Source organism: Enterobacter sp. E1 (genome assembly GCF_016809815.1).
Lineage (GTDB): Bacteria > Pseudomonadota > Gammaproteobacteria > Enterobacterales > Enterobacteriaceae > Enterobacter > Enterobacter adelaidei.
Genome location: NZ_JAFBJM010000001.1, coordinates 714,090 through 735,959, shown reverse-complemented (window position 1 = coordinate 735,959; position 21,870 = coordinate 714,090). Strand labels below are relative to the sequence as shown.

The following is a 21,870-nucleotide window of genomic DNA, read 5'->3' as shown; positions in this document are numbered from 1 at the left end:
AGAAGGGCACATTTTGCTACGCGTTTCACTAAAAATCGTGAGAGTAAAGGAATGCGTTTGGGTGGTTAGCTTACGTAAAGGAGAGTCAACGTAACTGGCTGTCTTTCGAACCTCTGCGATTATATCCCGAATTTAATGACATTTTTGAATCTTTATCCTGCTGGCAGGTTATGCATAGCCGCACGCCTGGAATGGCTTTACGTCGTGCCTCTGGAATGGGTTCTCCACATTCTTCGCATTCCGATAAACTTTCGCCGCGCGGAATTTCACCGCGAGCACGGGCAACGGCATCTTCAATCGTACTGTTGATCTGTTCGTTAACGGCGTCGTCATTCGCCCAACCGGAAGCCATGAACTCCTCCTGGAATCTCTTGAAGTGATACGCTCAATATGGGGTTAAAAAATGAACAGTCAAGGTATCGGGGAGGGAAAACTGCATCTGTGTTGCAGATGCAGCGTGTTGAGTGGACGTCGGATTATTTATAGATGGTCGCAGTGCCAAACAGATGGTTATTGCCGCTCGCAGAATTGATCTCATATCCTTTTGCACCTTCCTGGCGCGCTTTTTCGGCCAATTTATCCTGCAGATCGTCAAGGTTGCTAGCGCGGCTAACCGAAACGGTGCCCGCAGGACGTAGCTGGCTAGTATCGGTACTTTGGGTCAGTGACTGAACGGCCATAGCGGAGAAAGACGCGGTCGCCAGGGCGGCTGCGATTACAGTAAGGGCTAGATACTTTTTCATAATCACATCCTCATGAGGAAACAACAGGTGATTTCCCTTTAAGTTTAGAAGCCTGACGAATGTGACTTAGCGCAAATATTTGATGATGATCTGCTTATTTTTTGAACAACGAAAATTGACAATGTACTGACAGATCATAGACATAAAGGTGATTGATTTTTGTCGCTTTTTTGAGCATCAAAGAGAAAGATTTACCGTTGGGCCTGCAAAGGGTATCTTACGCCGCTGTTTAAAGGAGAATGCCATGACTTCCCAAAAGCCGGGATTGCACCCACGAAATCGCCATCGCAGCCGCTACGACATGAATGCGTTATGCCAGAGCTGCCCTCCACTGCAGGACTATATTGTTCAGACGCCTGCGGGCGAGCCTTCGGTGAACTTTGCTGACCCCCAGGCAGTTAAAATACTGAATAAAGCCCTGCTGGCGCATTTTTACGGAGTGGCTCACTGGGATATTCCGGAAGGCTTTCTCTGTCCTCCTGTACCGGGGCGTGCTGATTACATTCACCACCTGGCCGATCTCCTTGCTGACGACCGTGGCGGTGTTGTTCCGCAGCAAGCCACCGTCCTGGATATCGGTACCGGGGCAAACCTGATCTATCCGTTGATTGGCGCTCATGAGTATCAGTGGCGTTTTACCGGGAGTGAAATCGGTGCCGAGGCCTTTGCCAGCGCCCAGGCGATTATCAGCGCGAACCCAGGATTAAGCCGCGCCATTCGTCTGCGTCGTCAGAAAGATGCGGCCTCGATATTCAACGGCATTATTCACAAAAACGAAAACTACGATGCCACGATGTGCAACCCACCGTTCCATGATTCAGCGGCAGCGGCTCGTGCGGGCAGCGAACGTAAGCGCCGCAATCTGGGGCAGGCGGAAGATGCGGCGCTGAACTTTGGCGGACAGCAGCAGGAGTTGTGGTGCGAGGGCGGTGAAGTCGCCTTTATCCTGCGCATGATTGATGAAAGTAAGCAGTTTGGCCGCCAGGTGAAGTGGTTCACGACGCTGGTTTCCCGTGGAGATAACCTGCCGCCACTCTACCGTGCCCTGACCGAAGCGGGTGCCGTGAAAGTGGTGAAAAAAGAGATGGCGCAAGGTCAGAAACAGAGTCGCTTTATCGCCTGGTCGTTTATGGACGATAACAAGCGCCGCAAATAATATGTCTCGCAGCCCGGGTCAGGCGAAGCCGCCACCCGGCAACCAGGCTACAGCGTCGGCTCCTGCGGTGGGAGCGGCGATGCGGGGGGCTGCAGTAACTGATACGTCTGTACAGGCATCCGCACATTCGCCAGGTCAAAATGTTTTTTCACCATGCTGTCGAGGGCAAAGCGCACCGTCCACTGCTTCAGCGGCTGCGTGGTGAACGAGACGCGCAGGGTAAATGCCGTGTTCGTCAGCCCGACAATGCCGGCAAATGATGGCTCCCCGATCACCAGCCCGCGAATATCCTCCATCTGCATCAGTTCTTCCACCGCATCGCGCAGCGCCTGTTTAGCTTTGTCTGCATCTTCATGACGGTCCACATCGTAGTTCGCCACGACGGAACCAATGCCGCGCACAAAGTTGGCGAAGGTGGTGATCGAAGACCAGGGAATTATATGGTATGCACCGGTGTCCTGACGCACGCCGACAGAGCGAATGGACATCCGCTCTACCGTGCCGGTTAATGGCCCAATCGTCACCAGATCGCCCGTATTCATCCCGTTCTCAAACTGAATAAAGATGCCGGTAATAATATCCTTCACCAGCGTTTGCGAACCGAAGGAGATGGCCAGCCCCAGAGCACCGGCCCCCGCCAGCAGCGGGGCGATATTCACGCCGATTTCCGAGAGCACAATCATGATGGTGATGGTGCTGATTATCACCGCCAGCGCGTTGCGGAACAGGGTTAACAGCGTCCTCGCGCGCGCGCTGGGCAGCGGTCTGCCGTGTATATCCGATACCAGACGGTTCTCAATAAGACTCGCCAGCAGCGTCCAGCCGACGGCGGAGAAGAACAAAATTAGCGCAATGCGAATCAGAATGTCGACCGTTTTTTCACCCGCACCGTTGTGCAGCCAGTTCCAGAAATCAAACAGGCTCCATGCATTCAGAAGCAGCATTACCGCCACGCAGACGGTCAAAATGCGCGCCACTTTGAGTGAGACGGACATCCAGCCGTTAACCCGTTTTTGCAGTTCCGGATAATTTCGCTGTACCTGAGGCGAGAGGGTGATGGTTTTCGAGATCCAGCGGGACAACAACCCCGACACAAATGCCGCGATGCCGATAATGGCCAGACTTTTGAACGTCGCTCCCATCATAAATTTCAGGCTGTTGCCGGGATCGAACAGCGAGAAGAAGCACAGCACGATAAAGTAAGCGCTTGCCAGCCAGTGCCACACCAGCGCAAAAGCGCGAATAAAGAGGCTAAAGAACGAGAGAGAACGGTCGGCCAGATGCAGCAGACTTGCGGTAATCGCCCTTTTATTATGAAAGATTAGGTACAGCGACCAGACGGTAATACAGAGCATGATCAGCACGTTTGCCAGCGCACCAAACTGGACGTTCACCTGGTTGGAGATGATCGGCACGGCAACCAGCAGACCATAGCCAATCAACCCGCTGAGCACGCTGAGACGCAGTGCCCAGTATTTTGCGCTCACATCCCCGATGGTGAAAGGTCGCAACGCCGGTACGCGCGGACAAAAGAGTAACCGCAACAGCGCTTTAAAAAACTCGATCAGGGCAAAGGCATTCAGGAAAAGTGATTGCTGGAAGGCGATGGTTTTGTTGCCAGCATTCAGCTTGTCGGCCAGCATCTGGCCTAAAAACAGCGTCAACGCCAGCAGCAGTAAATCAATGATAAACGCTGAGGCTATCATCAACGGCAGGTGCAGCCAGCTGCTTTTCTGCTGATTCTTCCTGCGCCCCCATTGCCCCATTTTGCGGTACAGCGGCCATGCGCACAGGCGCACCAGCCAGTAAAAAAGAAAAACCGCGCCCGCCAGCATCAGGAACTGTGTAGCAGCGGCGGTAAACGTTTGTGGGTTAAAGGGCTTATGCGGTGAGCCAATCAGGTTGCGGTAAAGCTGAGCGAAGCGCGAGGAGAGTGCTTCCCCATAGTGGCGGCTCACGTCAGTGACGTTTTCCAGCACCGTTTTTTGCTCCTCCACTTGCGGAGGTGTGAGGGTTGGCACCGACGCCTGCGGCGGCGTGGCGGCCACTTTCCGCAACTGACCAATGAGTTCCTGCCGGGAGGTGTCGTTCTCGAGGACGTCAGCAAGCGCGCTGTAAGCCGCTTTTTTTTGTTCAACATCCGGTTCCGTCGGCGGCGCATTTTGCTGGGTAGCAGTGGTTCCGGTAGTGACACCGGGGATCGCCACGGCGAGAGATGGCACACTAAACAGGCTTATCAACAGCAGCAGGAACCACGGCACGGCGCCCTCCGGTGAAAATATCGTGCAAAATGATAAGTATAGAGTGCGGAGAGCAGAGGGTTTTTTTGGGGAACAATCTGGCGTAAAAAAGCCGGGCATGCCCGGCTTACGTGTAAAGCAAGAGATCAGGAGACGTGCTGCAGGAACTCCTGCAAACGCTGGCTTGGCGGGTTCGCAATCAATTCCTGCGGGTTACCGTCTTCCGCGATACGGCCTTTATCAATAAAGATCAGGCGGGACGCCACTTTCTCAGCAAAGCCGATTTCGTGGGTCACGATAACCATCGTCATTCCTTCTTCTGCCAGATCCTGCATGACTTTCAGCACTTCGTGGCGAAGTTCCGGGTCAAGCGCAGAGGTTGGCTCATCAAACAGCATCATTTTCGGTTTGACCGCCAGCGCGCGGGCAATAGCCACACGCTGCTGTTGACCGCCGGACAGCTCGGAAGGGTAGTGGTGCGCACGTTCTGCCAGACCGACTTTGGCGAGCAGATCTTTTGCCAGTGCTTCCGCCGCCGCTTTGTTGGCACCGCGCACGCGCAGTGGGCCAAACATCACGTTCTCCAGCGCCGTCAGGTGCGGGAACAGGTAGAACTGCTGGAACACCATACCCGCTTCCTGACGAATCAGGCGGTCGTCCACTTTCGGGTCATTCACTTTCAGACCATCGACGATCAGATCGCCGCTGGTGATCTCTTCCAGCTTGTTGATGCAGCGCAGCAGCGTCGATTTACCGGAACCGGATGGCCCGATAATGACCACCACTTCACCCTGCTTAATGTTCAAATCAATATTGTGCAGCACCTGGGTTGGGCCAAAGTGCTTGGAAACGTTTTTAAATTCAATCACAGGATTTTCATCCTTCTTTCAAGACGACGCAGAACAAAGCTCAGAACCAGAGTAATGATCAGGTAGACAACGGCCACCGCACTCCAGATTTCCAGCGCGCGGAAGTTGCCAGCAATGATCTCCTGCCCCTGACGGGTCAGCTCAGCCACGCCGATAACGATGAACAGCGACGTATCTTTAATGCTGATGATCCACTGGTTACCGAGTGGTGGCAGCATACGGCGAAGTGCCAGAGGCAAAATCACGTGGCGGATCGTTTCGCGACGTGAAAGGCCTAACGCCAGACCGGCTTCACTGAAACCTTTATGAATCGACAGCACTGCACCGCGGGTGATTTCCGCAATGTAGGCGCCTGAGTTGATCATAATGGTCACGACGGCCGCACTGAAAGGATCGATACGCAGGTCGGTGAAGGCCATTGGCAGGGCGAAGTAGATGAACATGACCTGCACGACAATAGGGGTGCCGCGGATCACTTCGATGAAAACCAGTGCGATGTGGTTTGCAATCCAGCCACCGTAGGTGCGGGCGAAACCGGCGACAAGACCGATTATCAACCCACCAACCAGACCCAGGACCGAAATCCACAGGGTCATCTTGGCGCCTTCAAGCAAGAGTGGAATGGCAGGCCAGATGGCGCTCCAGTCAAACTGCATGATATTTTCCTGTTACTGTTACCGTGTTTCAAAAATATCAGGGGCGAAAGGTCGCCCCCGAGTGAACGTCATTGTTACGTATTATTATTTAGGCTCAGTACCGAACCATTTTTTGTAGATTTCGTTGTAGGTGCCGTTCTCTTTCAGCGTTTTCAGCGCGCCGTTAACTTTTGTACGCAGGTCATCGCTGCCTTTAGGGAACGCGATACCATACTGCTGTGCTTCAAGAGATTCACCGACAGCTTTGAACTTGCCGTTACCCGCTGTTTTGATGAAGTAAAGGATGTTTGGCGTATCATGCAGAACTGCATCAGCACGGTTGGTGCCGAGTTCCATGTATGCATTGTCGATGTTCGGGAACTGACGCAGGTCTTTGGTTTTGATATTTGCTTTTGCGTAATCAACAGAACCGGTGCCGCTCTTCACTGCCACCACTTTACCGTCGAGATCTTTCACGCTTTTTACGTCGTTATTGTCAGCTTTGACCATCACCAGCAGGCCGCTTTTGTAGTAGCCGTCAGAGAAGTCGATCGCTTTTTTACGTTCATCGGTAATGGTGATGCCTGCCAGCGCCAGATCAACGTTCTTGGTTTGCAGTGCCGGGATGATGCCGCTGAAGTCCATTGGCTTCAGGGTGTAATCCAGTTTGAGTTCTTTTGCGACAGCGGCCCACAGATCCACATCAAAACCAACGTATTTATCACCCTGTTTGAATTCAAACGGAACGAACGCCGTGTCGGTCGCCACAACCAGTTTGTCGGCAGCCTGAGAGGACACCGCAAAAGCCAGGGTAAGTGCAGCCAGTGAAACTTTTAATACAGACTTCATAGCATTTCCTTTTATATCCACGGGGCGATCCCCTGCGAGAACAGGTGGCACAATGAAAAAATCGTGCCAACTTTACAAGCTATTGTTTTGCAAAGGGGATGATGTCATGCATTGCACAATAAATGGGGCAATGATGGCTTATTGCACCAAAGTGAAGCACCGTTTTGGTGCGTCTCGTTTGGCTCAACTGACGGGGAGATATTTAGCGTAAATTCTGACGAAAAAACAATCTTCCGTTAACGGTTGTGTGAGGTGATTATTACAATTTCTTCACTTTTGCACGAACTCAGGCAAAAAACGTGCACCATAGATGTGCAAAACCCTCACTGAAGGGCGAGGGTTGGATAGAAAATTCGTATGAATTACTCGATGTTAGATTCGATGAACCACAGGAACTGATCCAAATCACGCGACGCGGCGGTGAAAATGTCCGCGGTATCTTCGTCTTTCGCTTCGCCAATCGCTTTACGTACATCGTTTGCGACTATCGCGTAGCGGTCTGCCAGCTCTTTCAGGTGATCCTGAACGGTATGGATATCCAGCGGATAACTTTTCAGCGGGGTTTTACTGTTGATCACCTGCGTGGTGCCCAGCGCCACGCCGCCTAGCTGAACCGCACGTTCCGCCATCGTGTCAAGGTGGGTAACCAGTGCTGTGCGGAAGCCATCCAGCATTTCATGAACGGCAATAAAGTTTGCACCGCGCATATTCCAGTGGGCCTGTTTGGTGATCAGCGAAAGATCGATGAACTGGATCACCTGGCGATTCAACAACTCAATGGTCGCTTTTTTGTCGCTATCCGATACATCGTTACGGGTATAAAGCAGATTAGACGCTTTCGTTTTCACCAGTTTAGCGGTACTCATAATCTCATATCCTCTTGATGTTTATGTCCCAGGTAATTACGGAACTAAGTATAGCACCGGTTTTTTTGTCTGCGGTTTGGCTATACCTATCAGTTTAATAGCAAGAAGAAGGTTGAGTATTTAATGTATTGAAATTAAATAGAAATCTTCTATTCAATACAGATTGATCTTAATTTTTACTGGGGTGTAAGAGTGTGGAAAGATATTTCGATAATATGACAAACTGTGAATGAAATTATAAATCCTGGCGAGTTGAGCTTTATTCTGCATGGCGCGGAAGCCATGCAGAATATATGGCCTTAGTTGATATCGACCTTTTCAACTTTAGGTTCAGAACGCATGGTCAGCGTCGAACCCATTGAGGCCGCTATAATCGAGCAGAGCGCCAGCGTCTGGGTCAATGTCAGGGTTTCGCCAAGAAACACCATCCCGGAGATTGCGGCAAGCGCAGGCTCCATACTCATCAGGGTGCCGAAAATACGCGTCGGCAGGCGCGTAAGGGCGATCATTTCCAGAGAATAGGGGAGAGCGGTCGAGAGAATAGCGACCGCCAGACCAATCGGCATGACTGACCATTGCCAGATAGATTCCGTTGCCTGGGCCATACCGATGGGCACAAACACGATGGCTGCAATCAATGAACCCAATGCGACGGTCGCCGGGCCATGCTCTTCCCCAGCGCGCTGACCGGTGAGTATATAGATAGCCCAGCAGGCACCGGCGCCTAAGGCCAGCGCCGCACCTGTCAGATCAATCTCAGAAACATTCTGACCCAACGGCAGCAAGAACCATAGCCCCAGAACGGCTAATACGACCCAGATAAAATCAACAGGGCGGCGCGAGGAGAAGAGCGCCACGGCCAGCGGGCCGGTAAATTCCAGCGCAACGGCAATCCCCAGCGGGATCGTCTGGATGGAGAGATAGAACAGGTAGTTCATCGCTCCCAGGGAAAGCCCATAAAACAGCAAGGGTAAACGCTGCTCTTTTTTGAAGCGTAAACGCCAGGGTTTGAAAATAACCACCAGTATCGCCGTTCCCAACACGATGCGCAGGGCAGTGACCCCAGGAGCACCAACCAGCGGAAAAAGAGATTTTGCCAGCGAGGCACCACTTTGAATGGACAACATTGCGATGAGTATGACTGCTACCGGCAACCAGACCGACGATGTGCGGGATAACCCAGGCATCCTTTCTCCTGTCAGCTTATGTCAAATGAAGTAAAGGTTGCAGTGTAAAGGAATTATGCTGCAACGGTTGAGACGCCGTTGAAAAAAAACCATGTGAAATCCGTAAAATGGTTAAGCGTTGTTGGATTTATCGCCTGTCAGATTAGGAATAATCTGGATGAATGTAACAGCACAGGCGCGCACTATGGGCGTTTTGTAGTGAAAATTACATGTGATTTGAAAGAGATAGCTGAAGCTGGAAACGTTCTGTTACAGGAAAGGAACCTTTAGACATCACGAATCACAAAGAGTTTCGCAAATTTTTTTGATATATTTAAAACTTACGGACTTACTTGAAGCACATTTGAGGTGGTTATGAAAAAAATTGCATGTCTTTCAGCACTGGCCGCTGTACTGGCTGTTTCCGCAGGTACCGCTGTAGCTGCGACTTCTACCGTTACCGGTGGTTACGCTCAGAGCGACTATCAGGGCGTGATGAACAAAGCTAACGGTTTCAACCTGAAGTACCGCTACGAGCAGGACAACAACCCACTGGGCGTGATCGGTTCTTTCACCTACACCGAGAAAGATCGTTCTGACAACGGCGCGTACAATAAAAGCCAGTACTACGGCATCACTGCTGGTCCAGCTTACCGTCTGAACGACTGGGCAAGCATCTACGGTGTTGTAGGTGTTGGCTACGGTAAATTCCAGCAGACCGAAAACCAGGGTGCGAACCGCACTGCAAGCAACAGCGACTACGGCTTCTCCTATGGCGCAGGCCTGCAGTTCAACCCAATCCAGGACGTTGCTCTGGACTTCTCTTATGAGCAGAGCCGTATCCGCAACGTTGACGTTGGCACCTGGATCGCGGGCGTAGGTTACCGCTTCTAATCACTCCGGTGAGCTAATAAAAAATCCGCCCAATGTGGCGGATTTTTTTTATCTTCGTTCCCACTTCTTGTGGAAGATAGTCAGGATGAGGGCATTACCGCTCAGCTTACTTACTCTTAATATCGAAGATATCCGTACCCAGATGGTTGTAGTCAACTTTCTGTAACTTGAAGTTGGTAACGTAAACTGGGGGGGCCTTCTTACCTGAGACAAAGGGGTACCCCGTTTTTATCTGCTCAGCAGAGATCCCCGTCCACTGCGAGAAGAACTGCAGAAAATCATTAGCCGAACGTCGGGCTTTAATGACGCGATGCGTTTTATCGTCACTCGACAGCACCATAAAGGGTACCTGGAAGTTCTGCTGGAACTTGTCATCGTGCGCCAGATACTGCACCTCTTTTCCACGTTCTTTAAACGCCAGCCCGTGATCTGAGAAATAGACCAGCGAGAAACTGTCACCCGTATTGCGTAACTGCTCATACAGCTTGCTGAGCAAGTCGTCGGTTTGCGTCATGGTATAGAGATAACAAGAGGTCTCTTTGGACTGCACGAACTCGGCGTACTTCCCTCCAGTGCGATCGCAGGCCTGAGGATGCGATCCCATCAGGTGCAGGACAATCAACTGAGGCTGAGTACGCGGGGTGGCAAAGACCTGCGACGTCATTTTCAGCAGCGCTTCGTCTTTCGTATTTTTGTCGGCTTCAAAGTCGCCGCTTTTCAGGAACTGCACTTCATCAGCACGCTTAGCGATACTGGCAATGGCCGTATCGTATTCACCAATTTGCCCCTGATTGGAGAACCACCATGTCTGAAAACCCGCGCGGTTTGCCAGGGTGACAAAGTTATCCTGATATTGTGGCTTGCCATCAACCACACGGTTGAGCGTCAGGCCGAGCGATTTCTGCGTTGAACCGCTGGCCGCGACATAATCGGTAAACAGTGTGCCATTAACCGAACTGGCAAACGGCGTGTTATCCCAGTGTCCTCCAAACGCCCCCATGGCATCCCGACGTGCACTTTCGCCAATCACCACCACATAGGTGTGATATTTCGGCTTAACGGCCAGCACGTTCCAGGTGTCTTTCATATTGGAGAGTTCAGCCATGCGGGCCTGCTCGTCGAGAACCTCTTTATTATTTACAACGACGTCTTTCACGAAGCGGAAAACCGGATAGCCGATATTGATGAGCCTTAGCTTACCGTCCCAGGGAATATTCTGGATGGGGGCAACAAACGCCACGGCAATGCTGAACACCAGACAGAGTATTTCGATCTTACCCCAGGATTTTTTTTCGCCCGACTGACGACGGATGGCGATAACGCCCAACGCGAAAATAAAGAGCCCAACCACGTAGCTGTACCACGGGAAGATCGTCAGGATCTCCGTCGACTCTTCCATGTTGGTCGAGTGCAGCGCCAGCAGGGTGTTAAAGTTTGGTGAGCCGTAAGCCTGACCAAACGGGAAATAGAGCGCAGCGACCAGGGAACAGATCCCGATTACCGTTTTTTGCGCGCGCGGTGCGGCTCGCCACAGCAAATGCAAAATGCAGGTGAAAGCGACCGCATAGAGCAGACTAAAGGGATAGCCAAGCGCAAAGTTAATCAGCAATGACTGCAAAAAGTAAAACCCCGTCCACGGGCTTAAGGCCCGGCTGCGGGTAACAACGGTATCTATCAGGGTTAAATTCATAGGTCACTATCATGGATAAAAACGCCATGTGCTCACCCTGGCGTCAAGGGTCATAACCTGCCTGACAGTGCGTGGAGAGGGAATGAGGGTCCGCTTCAGCGAGCCGCAAATTGTGCAGGGCTGCAAGAAGATAGTGCGAGTAGTAAATAATATCAACAGTTGCTAAGCAGATGTTTTGCGAAGGGGATTGCAAATCCGTAAAAAAGATCGGGAATAAGGCGGCTAAACGCCATTGTACAGGGGGATTGTGACGGAAAAATGAAGCGGCGTACCGCAACGCCGCTTAGTGAGAAGGTTTGTCGTCCTGTTGCGGCTTGTTGTTAAACATATCGCACAGCATGTTCAACAGCATTAAGCGCACTTTGAAGGGGGAGTGAGTAAACACGGTCATACACCTCTTGAATTCGTTCATAAGACCTCCTGATTTTAGATCCCTTCGATCCGTGAAGGGTGACTGCATTACATACAGATATAGCACAGGCTATATTGTATAGCTATGGCTATTTCGTTAATTTTTTGTGCTTACAGAGTGATGGTTTACAATGTGCGCTCTCGATACCGGGCGCTGGAAGCGTCACCCCACTGAGGAAGTACAATGAACCGTCGCGCAGGTAAGCCAACGATGAGAAAAACGACGCAACTGGTGAATGTTGAAGAGCACGTTGAAGGGTTCCGCCAGGTACGTGAAGCGCACCGGCGTGAACTGATTGATGATTATGTGGAGCTGATTTCCGATCTGATCCGTGAGGTCGGGGAAGCGCGTCAGGTTGATATGGCTGCCAGACTGGGGGTTTCGCAACCTACCGTTGCAAAAATGTTAAAGCGACTGGCTTCTGTGGGGCTCATTGAAATGATTCCCTGGCGCGGTGTTTTTCTGACGCCGGAGGGGGAGAAGCTTGCGCAGGAGAGCCGCGAGCGTCACCAGCTCGTTGAGAACTTTTTACTGGTGCTGGGCGTTAGCCCGGAGATCGCCCGCCGGGATGCGGAAGGAATGGAACACCACGTTAGCGAAGAGACGCTGGTTAAGTTCCGTGAATTTACTCTTAAATATGGTTCCTCCGCTGAATGAACATTCCTGGATTACAGGCCCTGGCACGCGACCGTTTCTTTCATCTCTTATTAATTGTTGGCGCAGGGTTAAGTCTCTTTGTCCCTTTTGCACCACATGCCTGGCCTGCGGCGATTGACTGGCGAACCATCATTACCCTGAGCGGTTTAATGATGCTCACCAAAGGTGTTGAGCTGAGCGGCTATTTTGACGTACTGGGACGCAAAATGGTGCGCCGCTTTGCTACCGAGCGTAAGTTGTCACTGTTTATGGTCTTCTCCGCCGCGGTGCTGTCGACCTTTTTGACCAACGACGTAGCACTGTTTATCATCGTGCCCCTCACGCTCACGCTGCGAAAGCTTTGTGAGATCCCGGTAAGCAGGTTGATCATCTTTGAAGCGCTGGCCGTGAATGCCGGTTCTCTTTTGACCCCCATTGGTAACCCACAAAATATCCTTCTCTGGGGACGTTCCGGTCTGTCGTTCGCCGCCTTTACCTGGCAGATGGCTCCACTGGCGCTGGTGATGATGCTGTCGCTACTGGCGGTTTGCTGGTTTGCTTTTCCTGATAAAAAACTGCAATACCACAGCGGAACCACGGGCCCGCAGTGGCAGCCTCGTCTGGTCTGGAGCTGCCTGGGACTGTATATCGTCTTTCTGTTCGCGCTGGAGCTGAAATATGAGCTGGTGGGCGTCCTGCTCGTGGCCGCGGGGTTTGTCGTCCTGGCGCGGCGCGTTCTGGTGAGCGTGGACTGGACGTTGCTGCTGGTCTTCATGGCGATGTTTATTGATGTGCATCTCCTTATCCAGCTTCCGGTACTGCAAAACGTTCTTCACAGTGTCAGCACGCTTTCCCAGCCTGGATTGTGGCTGACGGCGATTGGCCTGTCTCAGTTTATCAGTAATGTGCCTGCCACCATTCTGCTGCTCAACTATGTGCCACCTGACACGCTCCTGGCCTGGGCAGTTAACATCGGCGGATTTGGGCTCCTGCCCGGTTCGCTGGCCAATTTGATTGCCTTGCGTATGGCTAACGATCGCCGTATCTGGTGGCGCTTCCATGTCTGGTCGATCCCAATGCTGATTTGGGCGGCACTGGCAGGCTTTTTACTGCTTTAGAGAAATGGGCAAGAAATAGACAGAAACGACACATTCGCAATGAGAACCAGAGAGGTATAACTCTCTGGTCGCCATTGGATGAACATTGAGAGGTGTGTCGTATGCGTTATCAAAAACTGGGCAATACCGGTCTGTTTGTTTCCGAACTGTGCCTCGGCACCATGACCTTCGGTGGAGAAGGGGGGATGTGGGGCAAAATTGGTCAACTGCAGCAACGCGACGCCGAGCAGCTTGTGGGCCGCGCGCTGGATGCCGGGATCAACTTTATCGACACCGCGGACGTTTACTCTGAAGGGCGGTCAGAGGAGATCACCGGTCAGGCGCTGAAAAACCTGAAAGTACCGCGCGAGAACGTGGTGGTTGCCACCAAAGTGTTCGGTGAAACGGGCACGGCAGGGGTGAACTCACGCGGCAGTTCCCGCTATCACATCATCAGCAGCGTAAAAGAGAGCCTGCGCCGCCTCCAGCTCGATCATATCGATCTCTATCAGCTACACGGTTTCGACCCTGCAACACCCATCGAAGAGACGCTCTATGCGCTGGATAATCTGGTGCAGCAAGGTCATGTACGTTATATCGGCGTCTCGAACTGGGCGGCGTGGCAAATTACCAAAGCGCTCGGCATGTCTGAACGTCTTGGGCTGGCGCGTTTCGCGTCACTGCAGGCGTATTACACCATTGCCGGACGCGATCTTGAACGTGAGCTGGTACCGATGATGCAGAGCGAAGGGGTCGGGCTGATGGTCTGGAGCCCGCTGGCTGGCGGCCTGCTGAGCGGAAAATATGGCCGCGACGGGCAGAGCGAAACAGGTGGCCGTCGTCTGGAGTTCGACTTCCCGCCGGTGAATAAAGAGCGCGCCTTCGACTGCGTGGACGTGATGCGCACTATCGCCGAAAGCAAGGGCGTCTCCGTCGCGCAAATCGCGCTGGCGTGGCTGCTGCATCAAAAAGCCGTGACCAGCGTGATAATTGGTGCCAAACGTGTTGAGCAACTGGACGATAATATTGCCGCGACCGGGATCAGCCTGAGCGAACCAGAGCTAAAACAGCTCGATGCCGTAAGCGCGTTGCCACGCGAATATCCTGGCTGGATGCTGGAGCGGCAGGGAGAATATCGCCGCAATCAGTTAATGCAACAATAACCTCTCTTATCCCGGTGACAGTTTGCTCACCGGTTTTTTTTTCTGCATTGCTCACAAAAAACGATCCTCCTCTTTGATTGATTTTTCATCTTCGCCTATATGACTAGTCATGAAATTTTAAATGACTAGTCATAAGAGAGGGGACGATGAATCAATTACTGCCAGCCAACTTTTTATGGGGTAACTCGGTATCGAGCATGCAGACGGAAGGCGCATGGAACGAGGGCGGGAAGGGGATGTCGGTATATGACATTCGTGAGGCCGGAGAAAACGTCTCTGACTGGAAAGTCGCAACGGACTCTTACCACCGTTATCGGGAAGATTTCGATCTGATGCAGGATCTGGGCATGAATTGCTATCGCTTTCAGATCGCCTGGAGCCGCGTCTGCCCGCAGGGTGATGGTGACTTTAATGACGAAGGTATCGCCTTTTATGACCGCTTTATTGACGATCTGATTGCTCGTGGTATTGAGCCGATGATTTGTCTCTACCACTTCGATATGCCGCTGGCGCTGGCGCAGGAGTACAACGGTTTTAACGATCGCCATGTGATGGATGCCTTTATTCGCTATGGCAAAAAGATGATCGACTGCTTCGGCGATCGCGTGAAGTACTGGCTGACCTTCAACGAGCAGAATATCTTCCATATGCCGGAAGCCTTCCGGATATCCGGCTACATGAAAGGGGAGAAAACCCTGCGCGAGCTGTACGAGCTACAGCACCATACAATGGTGGCGCACATGGCGTTGACTGAGTATCTGCACCAGACCAAACCGGGGAAATTGATGGGCGGCATGCTGGCGCATCAGCTGATCTACCCGGCCACCTGCAAACCGCGCGATATATTCTGTGCACAACAATACGATGAATTCCTCAACCAAAACCTGCTGCGAGTGTTTGCCGGTCAGGGCTACAGCCCGGCGGTGTTGGCAGTGGTGGAGCAGGAAGGCTTTAGTGACATCTACCGTGCCGACGATCTCCAGCTTCTGGCGCGTACTAAAAACGACTTCATGGCGTTCAGCTACTACGCCAGTAAAACCCTGGACAGTGATGCAATCCCCGAAGGCACACCGGTGAACTATTACCTGCTGCACGGCGAGAAAAACAACCCGTACCTGAAGGCCACCGAATGGAACTGGCAGATCGATCCGCTGGGCTTCCGCACCATCATCACCCGCTACGCCAACGACTGGCGCCTGCCGGTGTTCCCGATCGAGAACGGCATTGGGGTGATTGAGTCCTGGGACGGCGTGAACCCGATTGATGACGCCTACCGTATCGACTACCACCGGGCGCATATCGAGGCCATGAAGGAGGCGATGTTCGAGGACGGGGCGGAGGTGATCGGCTATCTCGGCTGGGGCCTCATCGACATTCTCAGCTCTCAGGGGGACATGCGTAAACGCTACGGTGTGGTTTACGTCAACCGTGAAAACCATGACCTGAAAGACCTGAAACGTGTGCCCAAGAAAAGTTACGCGTGGTTAAAACAGGTTATTCATACCAACGGACGCGAGATGTAAGTTGTACGCTGCCGGGCCGTTTTTGTGACTGATTGATGGGAAATATCCGCTATGTCTGAAACAAAAATAACACCGCATATGCAGTCCTTTGTCGATAAATTTGTAGAGTTCTCGGCGCGTCTGGCAAACCAGGTGCACCTGCGTTCCCTGCGCGATGCTTTCGCCACGGTAATGCCAATTTTCATCCTCGCGGGTCTGGCGGTGCTGGTGAATAACGTGGTCTTTCCGTGGATCTTTGAAGGCGACACGCTGGCACAATGTAAGCTGTGGGGGGAGGCGATAATCAACGGCACGCTGAATATCGCTGCGCTGCTATTGGCTCCAATGATTGCCTGGTCGCTGGCGCGCAACAAAGATTTCGACAATCCGGTCTCGGCAGTGGTTATCGCCGTCAGCAGTTTTATCATCATGATGCCGATGCGCTTACAGCTCACGCCCGTCGGCAGCGATACCACGGTGAACGTCACCCAGGTGCTGACGTTTGCCAATATCGGCTCCACCGGGATTTTCGCCGGGGTGTTGATTGGTTTGCTTTCAACGGAGTTGTTTATTGCTATTTCGCGCCTGAAAGCACTGCATATTTCGCTCGGAGAGAATGTGCCACCTGCGGTGAGTAAATCGTTTACCGCGCTGATCCCAACTATTCTCACGCTCTCTCTGTTTGCGGTACTGGCGGCTCTGCTGGCAAGCGTGCTGCATACGGATTTGATCCACCTGATCACGACCTTTATTCAGCAGCCACTTCGACTCATCAACACCAGTCTGCCGGGCACGATCTTTATTTACAGTTTTGGTAATTTCCTGTTTACGCTCGGTATTCATCAGTCGGTGGTCAATAGCGTGGTGCTGGAGCCGTTCCTGCTGATCAACACCAATGAGAACATGCTGGCCTTTGCTAACGGTCAGCCAATCCCACACATCATCAATAACATCTTCGTGCCGACGTTTGGCATGGTGGGTGGCACGGGCAGCACCATTTCCCTGTTGATAGCTATTTTTATCTTCTCGCGGCAAAAATCGGCGAAACAGGTGGCGCGCCTGTCGCTGGCGCCAGGCCTGTTTAACATCAACGAGCCGGTCATTTTTGGCTTGCCGATAGTGTTTAACCTGCCGTTGATGATCCCCTTTGTACTTTTGCCTGCCATTGGCATCTACTTTGCCTGGCTCTGTACCACGCTGGGATTAATGTCGCGTTGTGTAGTGATGATTCCCTGGACAACGCCACCCATCCTGAGTGCCTGGCTGGCGACAGCAGGAGACTGGCGAGCGGTGGTGGTGCAGTTGGCAATCATTGTTTTTGGTGTATTCTTCTACCTGCCTTTCCTCAAAATTGCCGAGAGAGTGGCGTTGAAAAACAGCGGGATAGAAAACTAGCAGAAAGGAAGGACGATGGCGGCGAAGTACATCACCATAGCGCGGGAAATTAAGAAACGCATTATCAGTCAGCAGTATGCCGCCAATGAACCGCTGCCGGATCAGTTTGCGCTGGCGGCGGAGTTCAACTCCAGCCGGATGACCATCCAGCAGGCAATGCGGCAGCTGATTGTGGAAGGACTGGTTTATACCCGCCAGGGGCAGGGGACATTCATCCGCAAAAATTTCCTCCAGCTTTCACAGTGGGATCTCTCCGGCAGTGATTACTTTGGGGCGACTAAAACGTGGGAACATTTGGGAACGGTGACCAGCCAGGTTGTTCACTTTGAGCTGCGTTTCCCGAACGAGAAAGAGCAGGCATCGCTGATGATTAACGCCGATGCGCCTGTCTATGACTTTATTCGTTTACGTTTGCTCAACGGTGAACCCATGTCGCTGGATTCAACTGTGATGCCAATGAACCTGGTCCCCGGACTGACGAAAAGCCATCTTGAAGGCTCGGTATTTCAGTACGTCCAGGAGACGCTGGGGCTGAAAATTATGGGGTCGTACCGGATTGTACGGGCGTTAAAACCCAATACGCTGGACAGACAACATCTTGTCTGCGAGCAGACCGATCCCGTACTGGAAGTGGAGCAGGTTATTTATCTGGAAGATGGCACACCACTGGAGTATGCCCACTGTCACTATCGTTACGATCACGGCGGGATTGTGATCGTCAATAACGGCTAGCTACTCTGTCAGGCGCACGATTCGAAATAGCTGTCGGTGTCTTGTATATAAAGATCGTTCTGGCACAGATGCTGGATTTGACCTGGCTTAAATGTAAAACGGACTTTTTGAAGCCAGGAACGTTTTATTTTGCTGGTATTGTCACGTGATAATCCGTAGTCATGGATTATCTCATGAACAAAACGAATGCTTTGCGCAGAAACATAGACAGGTGTTTTGGTTAGCTGAATCAGTTTGCTGATCCAAATATCATCCGCTCGAGGACAAACCTTAATGAAGTCCTCGTTATAATGGAAATATTCCGGGATCATTCTCTTCTTGAGTACAACGCCCCCGAGACCTGTGATGATATAGTTCTGTTCAACGACTTTTGGGACCGTGATAAGCGGGAAATTACGATAGGTATCAAGAAGATCTTTCTTCTTTTTTACCGTTTCTCGCACACGCGCAGCCACCACAAATTCCTGATTGTGGCGGTAAAAATCATCCAGCAATGTTTCCGCCCAAATTTCGTTGTAGATAGCGTCATCGTCAGCATAAATCAGAATATCGTCTTCCGTTGCTGCTTGTAGCGCCGGAAACAATTTCCGATATGGTCCGGTATTTTTAACCCATTTAAAGACCAGATTGGTGCCCGTCTGGCGAATTTTCTGCGCCCATTCAGGCTCTTCAGTGATGCCTTCGTCACTGAGATAAGGTGTACTGGAGACCCACACAACAATTTGATCGACCTTTTTACTCTGGTTCGCCAGTGACCACACTGTTTGCGAACAGAGATAAAGACGCGATTTTGTCGTTGTTAAGTTAATACTGATCATCAAACTGAGCGGGCTCCAGGAAATAAAAAAAACCTGATAAATACAGATTAAACTGATTTTACAAGTACGCGCATCATAACATTTAGAGGGGCGGATGTAACCCCGCCGGGTTAGCAGAAAATGGCAAGAATGGGACTTATGGCAAAATTGCTATTAAGACATGATGAGAGTGTTCGGTTTCGGAAAGCAAAAAGACCCCGATAACTCGGGGTCTTTTTAAGAGACTTATGTGGAGCAGGTTGATTAGTTCAAACGCACCGGCATACCGGAGCGGTTCTGCACAGCCTGGTCAACAATCGTCGTCTCTACGTCCGGTTGAGAGGTTACTGACTGCACTGCGCTGTTCAGCGTAACCGGTACGATTTCGTTATTGTTGATCTGATCTTCGCTGGTGGACAGCGGGTTGTGCACTTCAATATAACGGCTGCCATCAGGCTCAGACGTGGCTTTCACCGGTTCGTTGATGAACTGCACGCGCGTGCCGACAGGTACGTTTTCGAACAGGAATTTGATGTCTTCGTTACGCAGGCGCACACAACCGTGGCTAACGCGCAGGCCAATACCGAAGTTAGCGTTGGTACCGTGGATCGCATATAGACGGCCAATGTACAGCGCGTACAGACCCATCGGGTTATCCGGGCCTGCCGGTACAACGGCTGGCAGCGGTTCGCCCGCAGCGATGTATTCCGCGTGCATTTTGGCCGTCGGCGTCCAGGTTGGGCCTGCTTTCTTACGCTCAACTTTGGTGGTCCAGTTCATTGGCGTGTCTTTGCCCAACTGGCCGATACCGATTGGCAGCACAATAACGGTGTTGGTGCCTTTCGGGTAGTAATACAGACGCATTTCCGCGCTGTTAATGACGATACCTTCGTGAACGGTATCCGGCAGGATCAGCTGCTGTGGAATATTCAGCACGGTACCCGCTTTCGGCAGATACGGGTCAACGCCCGGGTTCGCTTCCAGCATGTTAGACAGGCCCAGCTGGTACTGTGCAGCGAAATACTCCAGTGGCTGAGAGTTACCTTCTGGTACCGTCACCACCTGGTTCTGGCCTACCAGACGGCTACCGTCTGTTGGCAGGGGATACGTCACCGCAGACGCGGTCTTACAAAAACCTACTACGGCTAACGCCGCCGCAAAAAGCGTTGTTAATTTCATGTTCATGTTGTGCGAGGTATCTAAGCCATTCTGGCGATGAGTTGATAAGTCTGAATCTGTGATGGGAGCGCATTATATGTGCATTCCCGCTAACAGGGAATTCAGATGTGTACGAAATCACACTTTTTTCGATTTTGTTAAAGTTTAGTGGATTGCGGCAACGCGGGATCTCAATTCGGAATTGTGGCATAATGCCGTGTTTATCACACTTTTCGCAGGAATCTCTCCGTGTTAGTTACCAGCAACGTCACTATGCAGTTTGGCAGTAAGCCGCTGTTCGAAAACATTTCCGTCAAATTTGGCGGCGGCAACCGTTACGGCCTGATTGGTGCCAACGGTAGCGGTAAATCCACCTTTATGAAGATCCTCGGCGGTGACCTGGAGCCGACGCTCGGCAACGTATCGCTCGATCCCAACGAGCGTATCGGTAAGCTGCGTCAGGATCAGTTCGCCTTCGAAGAATTCACCGTGCTCGACACGGTGATCATGGGACACGCGGAGCTGTGGGAAGTAAAACAAGAGCGCGACCGTATTTACGCGCTGGCCGAGATGAGCGAAGAAGACGGCTATAAAGTGGCCGAACTGGAAACGCAATACGGTGAGATGGACGGTTATTCTGCGGAAGCACGTGCAGGTGAACTGCTGCTGGGCGTTGGCATTCCGGTAGAACAACACTACGGCCCGATGAGCGAAGTCGCGCCTGGCTGGAAACTGCGTGTGCTGCTGGCGCAGGCCCTGTTCTCCAACCCGGACATCCTGCTGCTCGATGAACCGACAAACAACCTGGACATTGACACCATTCGCTGGCTGGAGCAGACGCTGAACGATCGCGACAGCACCATGATCATCATTTCGCACGACCGTCACTTCCTGAATATGGTGTGTACGCACATGGCGGATCTGGATTACGGCGAGCTGCGCGTTTATCCGGGCAACTACGATGAGTACATGACGGCTGCAACCCAGGCGCGTGAACGTCTGCTGGCCGATAACGCCAAGAAGAAAGCGCAAATTGCTGACCTGCAGTCCTTCGTCAGCCGCTTTAGCGCTAACGCCTCTAAATCCCGTCAGGCGACCTCGCGTGCGCGCCAGATCGATAAAATCAAGCTGGAAGAAGTCAAAGCGTCCAGCCGTCAGAACCCGTTCATTCGTTTCGAGCAGGATAAGAAACTTTTCCGTAACGCACTGGAAGTGGAAGCCCTTACTAAAGGTTTCGATGAAGGTCCGCTGTTCAAAAACTTCAATTTACTGCTGGAAGTGGGTGAGAAGATTGCCATCCTCGGTGCCAACGGCGTGGGTAAATCCACCATGCTCAAAACCCTGGTCGGCGAACTGCAGCCGGACAATGGCACCGTGAAGTGGTCTGAAAACGCGCAGATTGGTTATTACGCGCAGGATCACGAATACGAGTTCGAAAACGACCTGACCGTCTTTGACTGGATGAGCCAGTGGAAGCAGGAAGGCGACGACGAGCAGGCGGTACGCAGTATTCTGGGCCGTCTGCTATTCAGCCAGGACGACATCAAAAAACCAGCCAAAGTGCTCTCCGGTGGTGAGAAAGGGCGTATGCTGTTTGGCAAGCTGATGATGGAAAAGCCAAATATCCTGGTGATGGACGAACCAACCAACCACCTGGATATGGAATCGATTGAATCGCTGAACATGGCGCTGGAGATGTACCAGGGTACTCTGATCTTCGTCTCTCACGACCGTGAATTCGTCAGCTCGCTGGCGACCCGCGTGATCGAAATTACGCCAGAACGCGTGGTGGACTTCACCGGTAACTACGAAGATTACCTGCGCAGTAAAGGTATCGAGAACTAAAAAAAGCCCGGTGGCGCTACGCTTA

Annotated in this window: 21 protein-coding genes; 9 read left to right on the top strand and 12 right to left on the bottom strand. The window is 52.0% G+C overall.

Annotation, left to right across the window (positions count from 1 at the left end; all coding sequences use genetic code 11):
- Positions 1-85 precede the first annotated feature (85 nt).
- Positions 86-352: a DksA/TraR family C4-type zinc finger protein gene (locus JGF26_RS03640; protein WP_028019368.1), complete on the bottom strand. Its 267-nt coding sequence runs from the start codon at positions 350-352 to the stop codon at positions 86-88.
- A 124-nt stretch (positions 353-476) separates the two neighbouring features.
- A complete protein-coding gene (locus tag JGF26_RS03635) occupies positions 477-743 on the bottom strand; it encodes a YdgH/BhsA/McbA-like domain containing protein (protein ID WP_028019367.1) in 267 nt (88 codons plus the stop codon).
- Positions 744-987: 244 nt separating this feature from the next.
- On the opposite strand from JGF26_RS03635, the gene rlmF reads away from it, so the two are divergent.
- The gene (rlmF, locus tag JGF26_RS03630) at positions 988-1,899 is read left to right on the top strand and encodes a 23S rRNA (adenine(1618)-N(6))-methyltransferase RlmF (protein WP_167587147.1); all 912 of its coding nucleotides are present in this window, start codon (positions 988-990) and stop codon (positions 1,897-1,899) included.
- Between the two features lie 47 nt (positions 1,900-1,946).
- Here the strand turns inward: rlmF and ybiO are convergent, their stop codons facing one another.
- The 6 genes from ybiO to rhtA all read right to left on the bottom strand — a co-directional run bounded on the left by ybiO (position 1,947) and on the right by rhtA (position 8,545).
- Complete coding sequence (gene ybiO / locus JGF26_RS03625) at positions 1,947-4,160, bottom strand: mechanosensitive channel protein (protein WP_134707345.1); 2,214 nt, start codon at positions 4,158-4,160, stop codon at positions 1,947-1,949.
- A gap of 125 nt (positions 4,161-4,285) precedes the next feature.
- Positions 4,286-5,008, bottom strand: a complete 723-nt coding sequence (gene glnQ / locus JGF26_RS03620) for a glutamine ABC transporter ATP-binding protein GlnQ (protein ID WP_014069454.1) — start codon at positions 5,006-5,008, stop codon at positions 4,286-4,288.
- Positions 5,005-5,664 carry a glutamine ABC transporter permease GlnP gene (glnP, locus tag JGF26_RS03615; RefSeq protein ID WP_003858462.1) on the bottom strand — a complete coding sequence of 220 codons (660 nt, stop codon included), beginning with the start codon at positions 5,662-5,664 and terminating at the stop codon, positions 5,005-5,007. Before glnP ends, glnQ begins: the two co-directional genes overlap by 4 nt.
- An 84-nt stretch (positions 5,665-5,748) precedes the next feature.
- Positions 5,749-6,492: a glutamine ABC transporter substrate-binding protein GlnH gene (gene glnH, locus JGF26_RS03610; protein WP_023310880.1), complete on the bottom strand. Its 744-nt coding sequence runs from the start codon at positions 6,490-6,492 to the stop codon at positions 5,749-5,751.
- Positions 6,493-6,854: 362 nt separating this feature from the next.
- On the bottom strand, positions 6,855-7,358 hold the full coding sequence (gene dps, locus JGF26_RS03605; RefSeq protein ID WP_010428924.1) for a DNA starvation/stationary phase protection protein Dps: 504 nt from the start codon (positions 7,356-7,358) through the stop codon (positions 6,855-6,857).
- 299 nt (positions 7,359-7,657) lie between these two features.
- The gene (gene rhtA / locus JGF26_RS03600; protein WP_128347857.1) at positions 7,658-8,545 is read right to left on the bottom strand and encodes a threonine/homoserine exporter RhtA; all 888 of its coding nucleotides are present in this window, start codon (positions 8,543-8,545) and stop codon (positions 7,658-7,660) included.
- 354 nt (positions 8,546-8,899) lie between these two features.
- Between rhtA and ompX the strand changes: the two genes are divergently transcribed.
- Positions 8,900-9,418 carry an outer membrane protein OmpX gene (gene ompX, locus JGF26_RS03595; protein WP_028019363.1) on the top strand — a complete coding sequence of 173 codons (519 nt, stop codon included), beginning with the start codon at positions 8,900-8,902 and terminating at the stop codon, positions 9,416-9,418.
- 106 nt (positions 9,419-9,524) lie between these two features.
- Here ompX and JGF26_RS03590 read toward each other — a convergent pair whose 3' ends face one another.
- Positions 9,525-11,108: a phosphoethanolamine transferase gene (locus JGF26_RS03590; protein ID WP_028019362.1), complete on the bottom strand. Its 1,584-nt coding sequence runs from the start codon at positions 11,106-11,108 to the stop codon at positions 9,525-9,527.
- A gap of 283 nt (positions 11,109-11,391) precedes the next feature.
- Positions 11,392-11,520, bottom strand: coding sequence for a manganase accumulation protein MntS (gene mntS, locus JGF26_RS03585; protein ID WP_032667017.1), 129 nt, complete (start codon positions 11,518-11,520; stop codon positions 11,392-11,394).
- Positions 11,521-11,703: 183 nt separating this feature from the next.
- On the opposite strand from mntS, the gene mntR reads away from it, so the two are divergent.
- The 6 genes from mntR (at position 11,704) to JGF26_RS03555 (ending at position 18,045) form a co-directional block, all read left to right on the top strand.
- Positions 11,704-12,177: a manganese-binding transcriptional regulator MntR gene (gene mntR / locus JGF26_RS03580; protein WP_028019361.1), complete on the top strand. Its 474-nt coding sequence runs from the start codon at positions 11,704-11,706 to the stop codon at positions 12,175-12,177.
- Positions 12,174-13,274: an anion transporter gene (locus JGF26_RS03575; RefSeq protein WP_134707346.1), complete on the top strand. Its 1,101-nt coding sequence runs from the start codon at positions 12,174-12,176 to the stop codon at positions 13,272-13,274. The genes mntR and JGF26_RS03575 overlap by 4 nt, the downstream gene beginning before the upstream one ends.
- Positions 13,275-13,375: 101 nt before the next feature.
- Entirely contained in the window at positions 13,376-14,416 is a 1,041-nt protein-coding gene (locus JGF26_RS03570; RefSeq protein WP_128347860.1) for an aldo/keto reductase, read from the top strand.
- A gap of 146 nt (positions 14,417-14,562) precedes the next feature.
- Positions 14,563-15,939 (top strand): glycoside hydrolase family 1 protein, encoded by a 1,377-nt coding sequence (locus JGF26_RS03565; protein ID WP_128347861.1) that lies wholly within the window; start codon positions 14,563-14,565, stop codon positions 15,937-15,939.
- A 51-nt stretch (positions 15,940-15,990) separates the two neighbouring features.
- Positions 15,991-17,313, top strand: a complete 1,323-nt coding sequence (locus JGF26_RS03560; protein ID WP_028019357.1) for a PTS transporter subunit EIIC — start codon at positions 15,991-15,993, stop codon at positions 17,311-17,313.
- A gap of 15 nt (positions 17,314-17,328) precedes the next feature.
- On the top strand, positions 17,329-18,045 hold the full coding sequence (locus tag JGF26_RS03555; RefSeq protein ID WP_028019356.1) for a GntR family transcriptional regulator: 717 nt from the start codon (positions 17,329-17,331) through the stop codon (positions 18,043-18,045).
- A gap of 8 nt (positions 18,046-18,053) precedes the next feature.
- Here the strand turns inward: JGF26_RS03555 and JGF26_RS03550 are convergent, their stop codons facing one another.
- Both JGF26_RS03550 and ldtB read right to left on the bottom strand, forming a co-directional pair.
- The gene (locus JGF26_RS03550) at positions 18,054-18,863 is read right to left on the bottom strand and encodes a glycosyltransferase (protein ID WP_028019355.1); all 810 of its coding nucleotides are present in this window, start codon (positions 18,861-18,863) and stop codon (positions 18,054-18,056) included.
- A gap of 243 nt (positions 18,864-19,106) precedes the next feature.
- Positions 19,107-20,027, bottom strand: a complete 921-nt coding sequence (gene ldtB, locus JGF26_RS03545; RefSeq protein WP_028019354.1) for a L,D-transpeptidase — start codon at positions 20,025-20,027, stop codon at positions 19,107-19,109.
- A 222-nt stretch (positions 20,028-20,249) separates the two neighbouring features.
- On the opposite strand from ldtB, the gene JGF26_RS03540 reads away from it, so the two are divergent.
- The gene (locus JGF26_RS03540; RefSeq protein WP_028021392.1) at positions 20,250-21,845 is read left to right on the top strand and encodes an ABC-F family ATPase; all 1,596 of its coding nucleotides are present in this window, start codon (positions 20,250-20,252) and stop codon (positions 21,843-21,845) included.
- Positions 21,846-21,870: the final 25 nt, after the last annotated feature.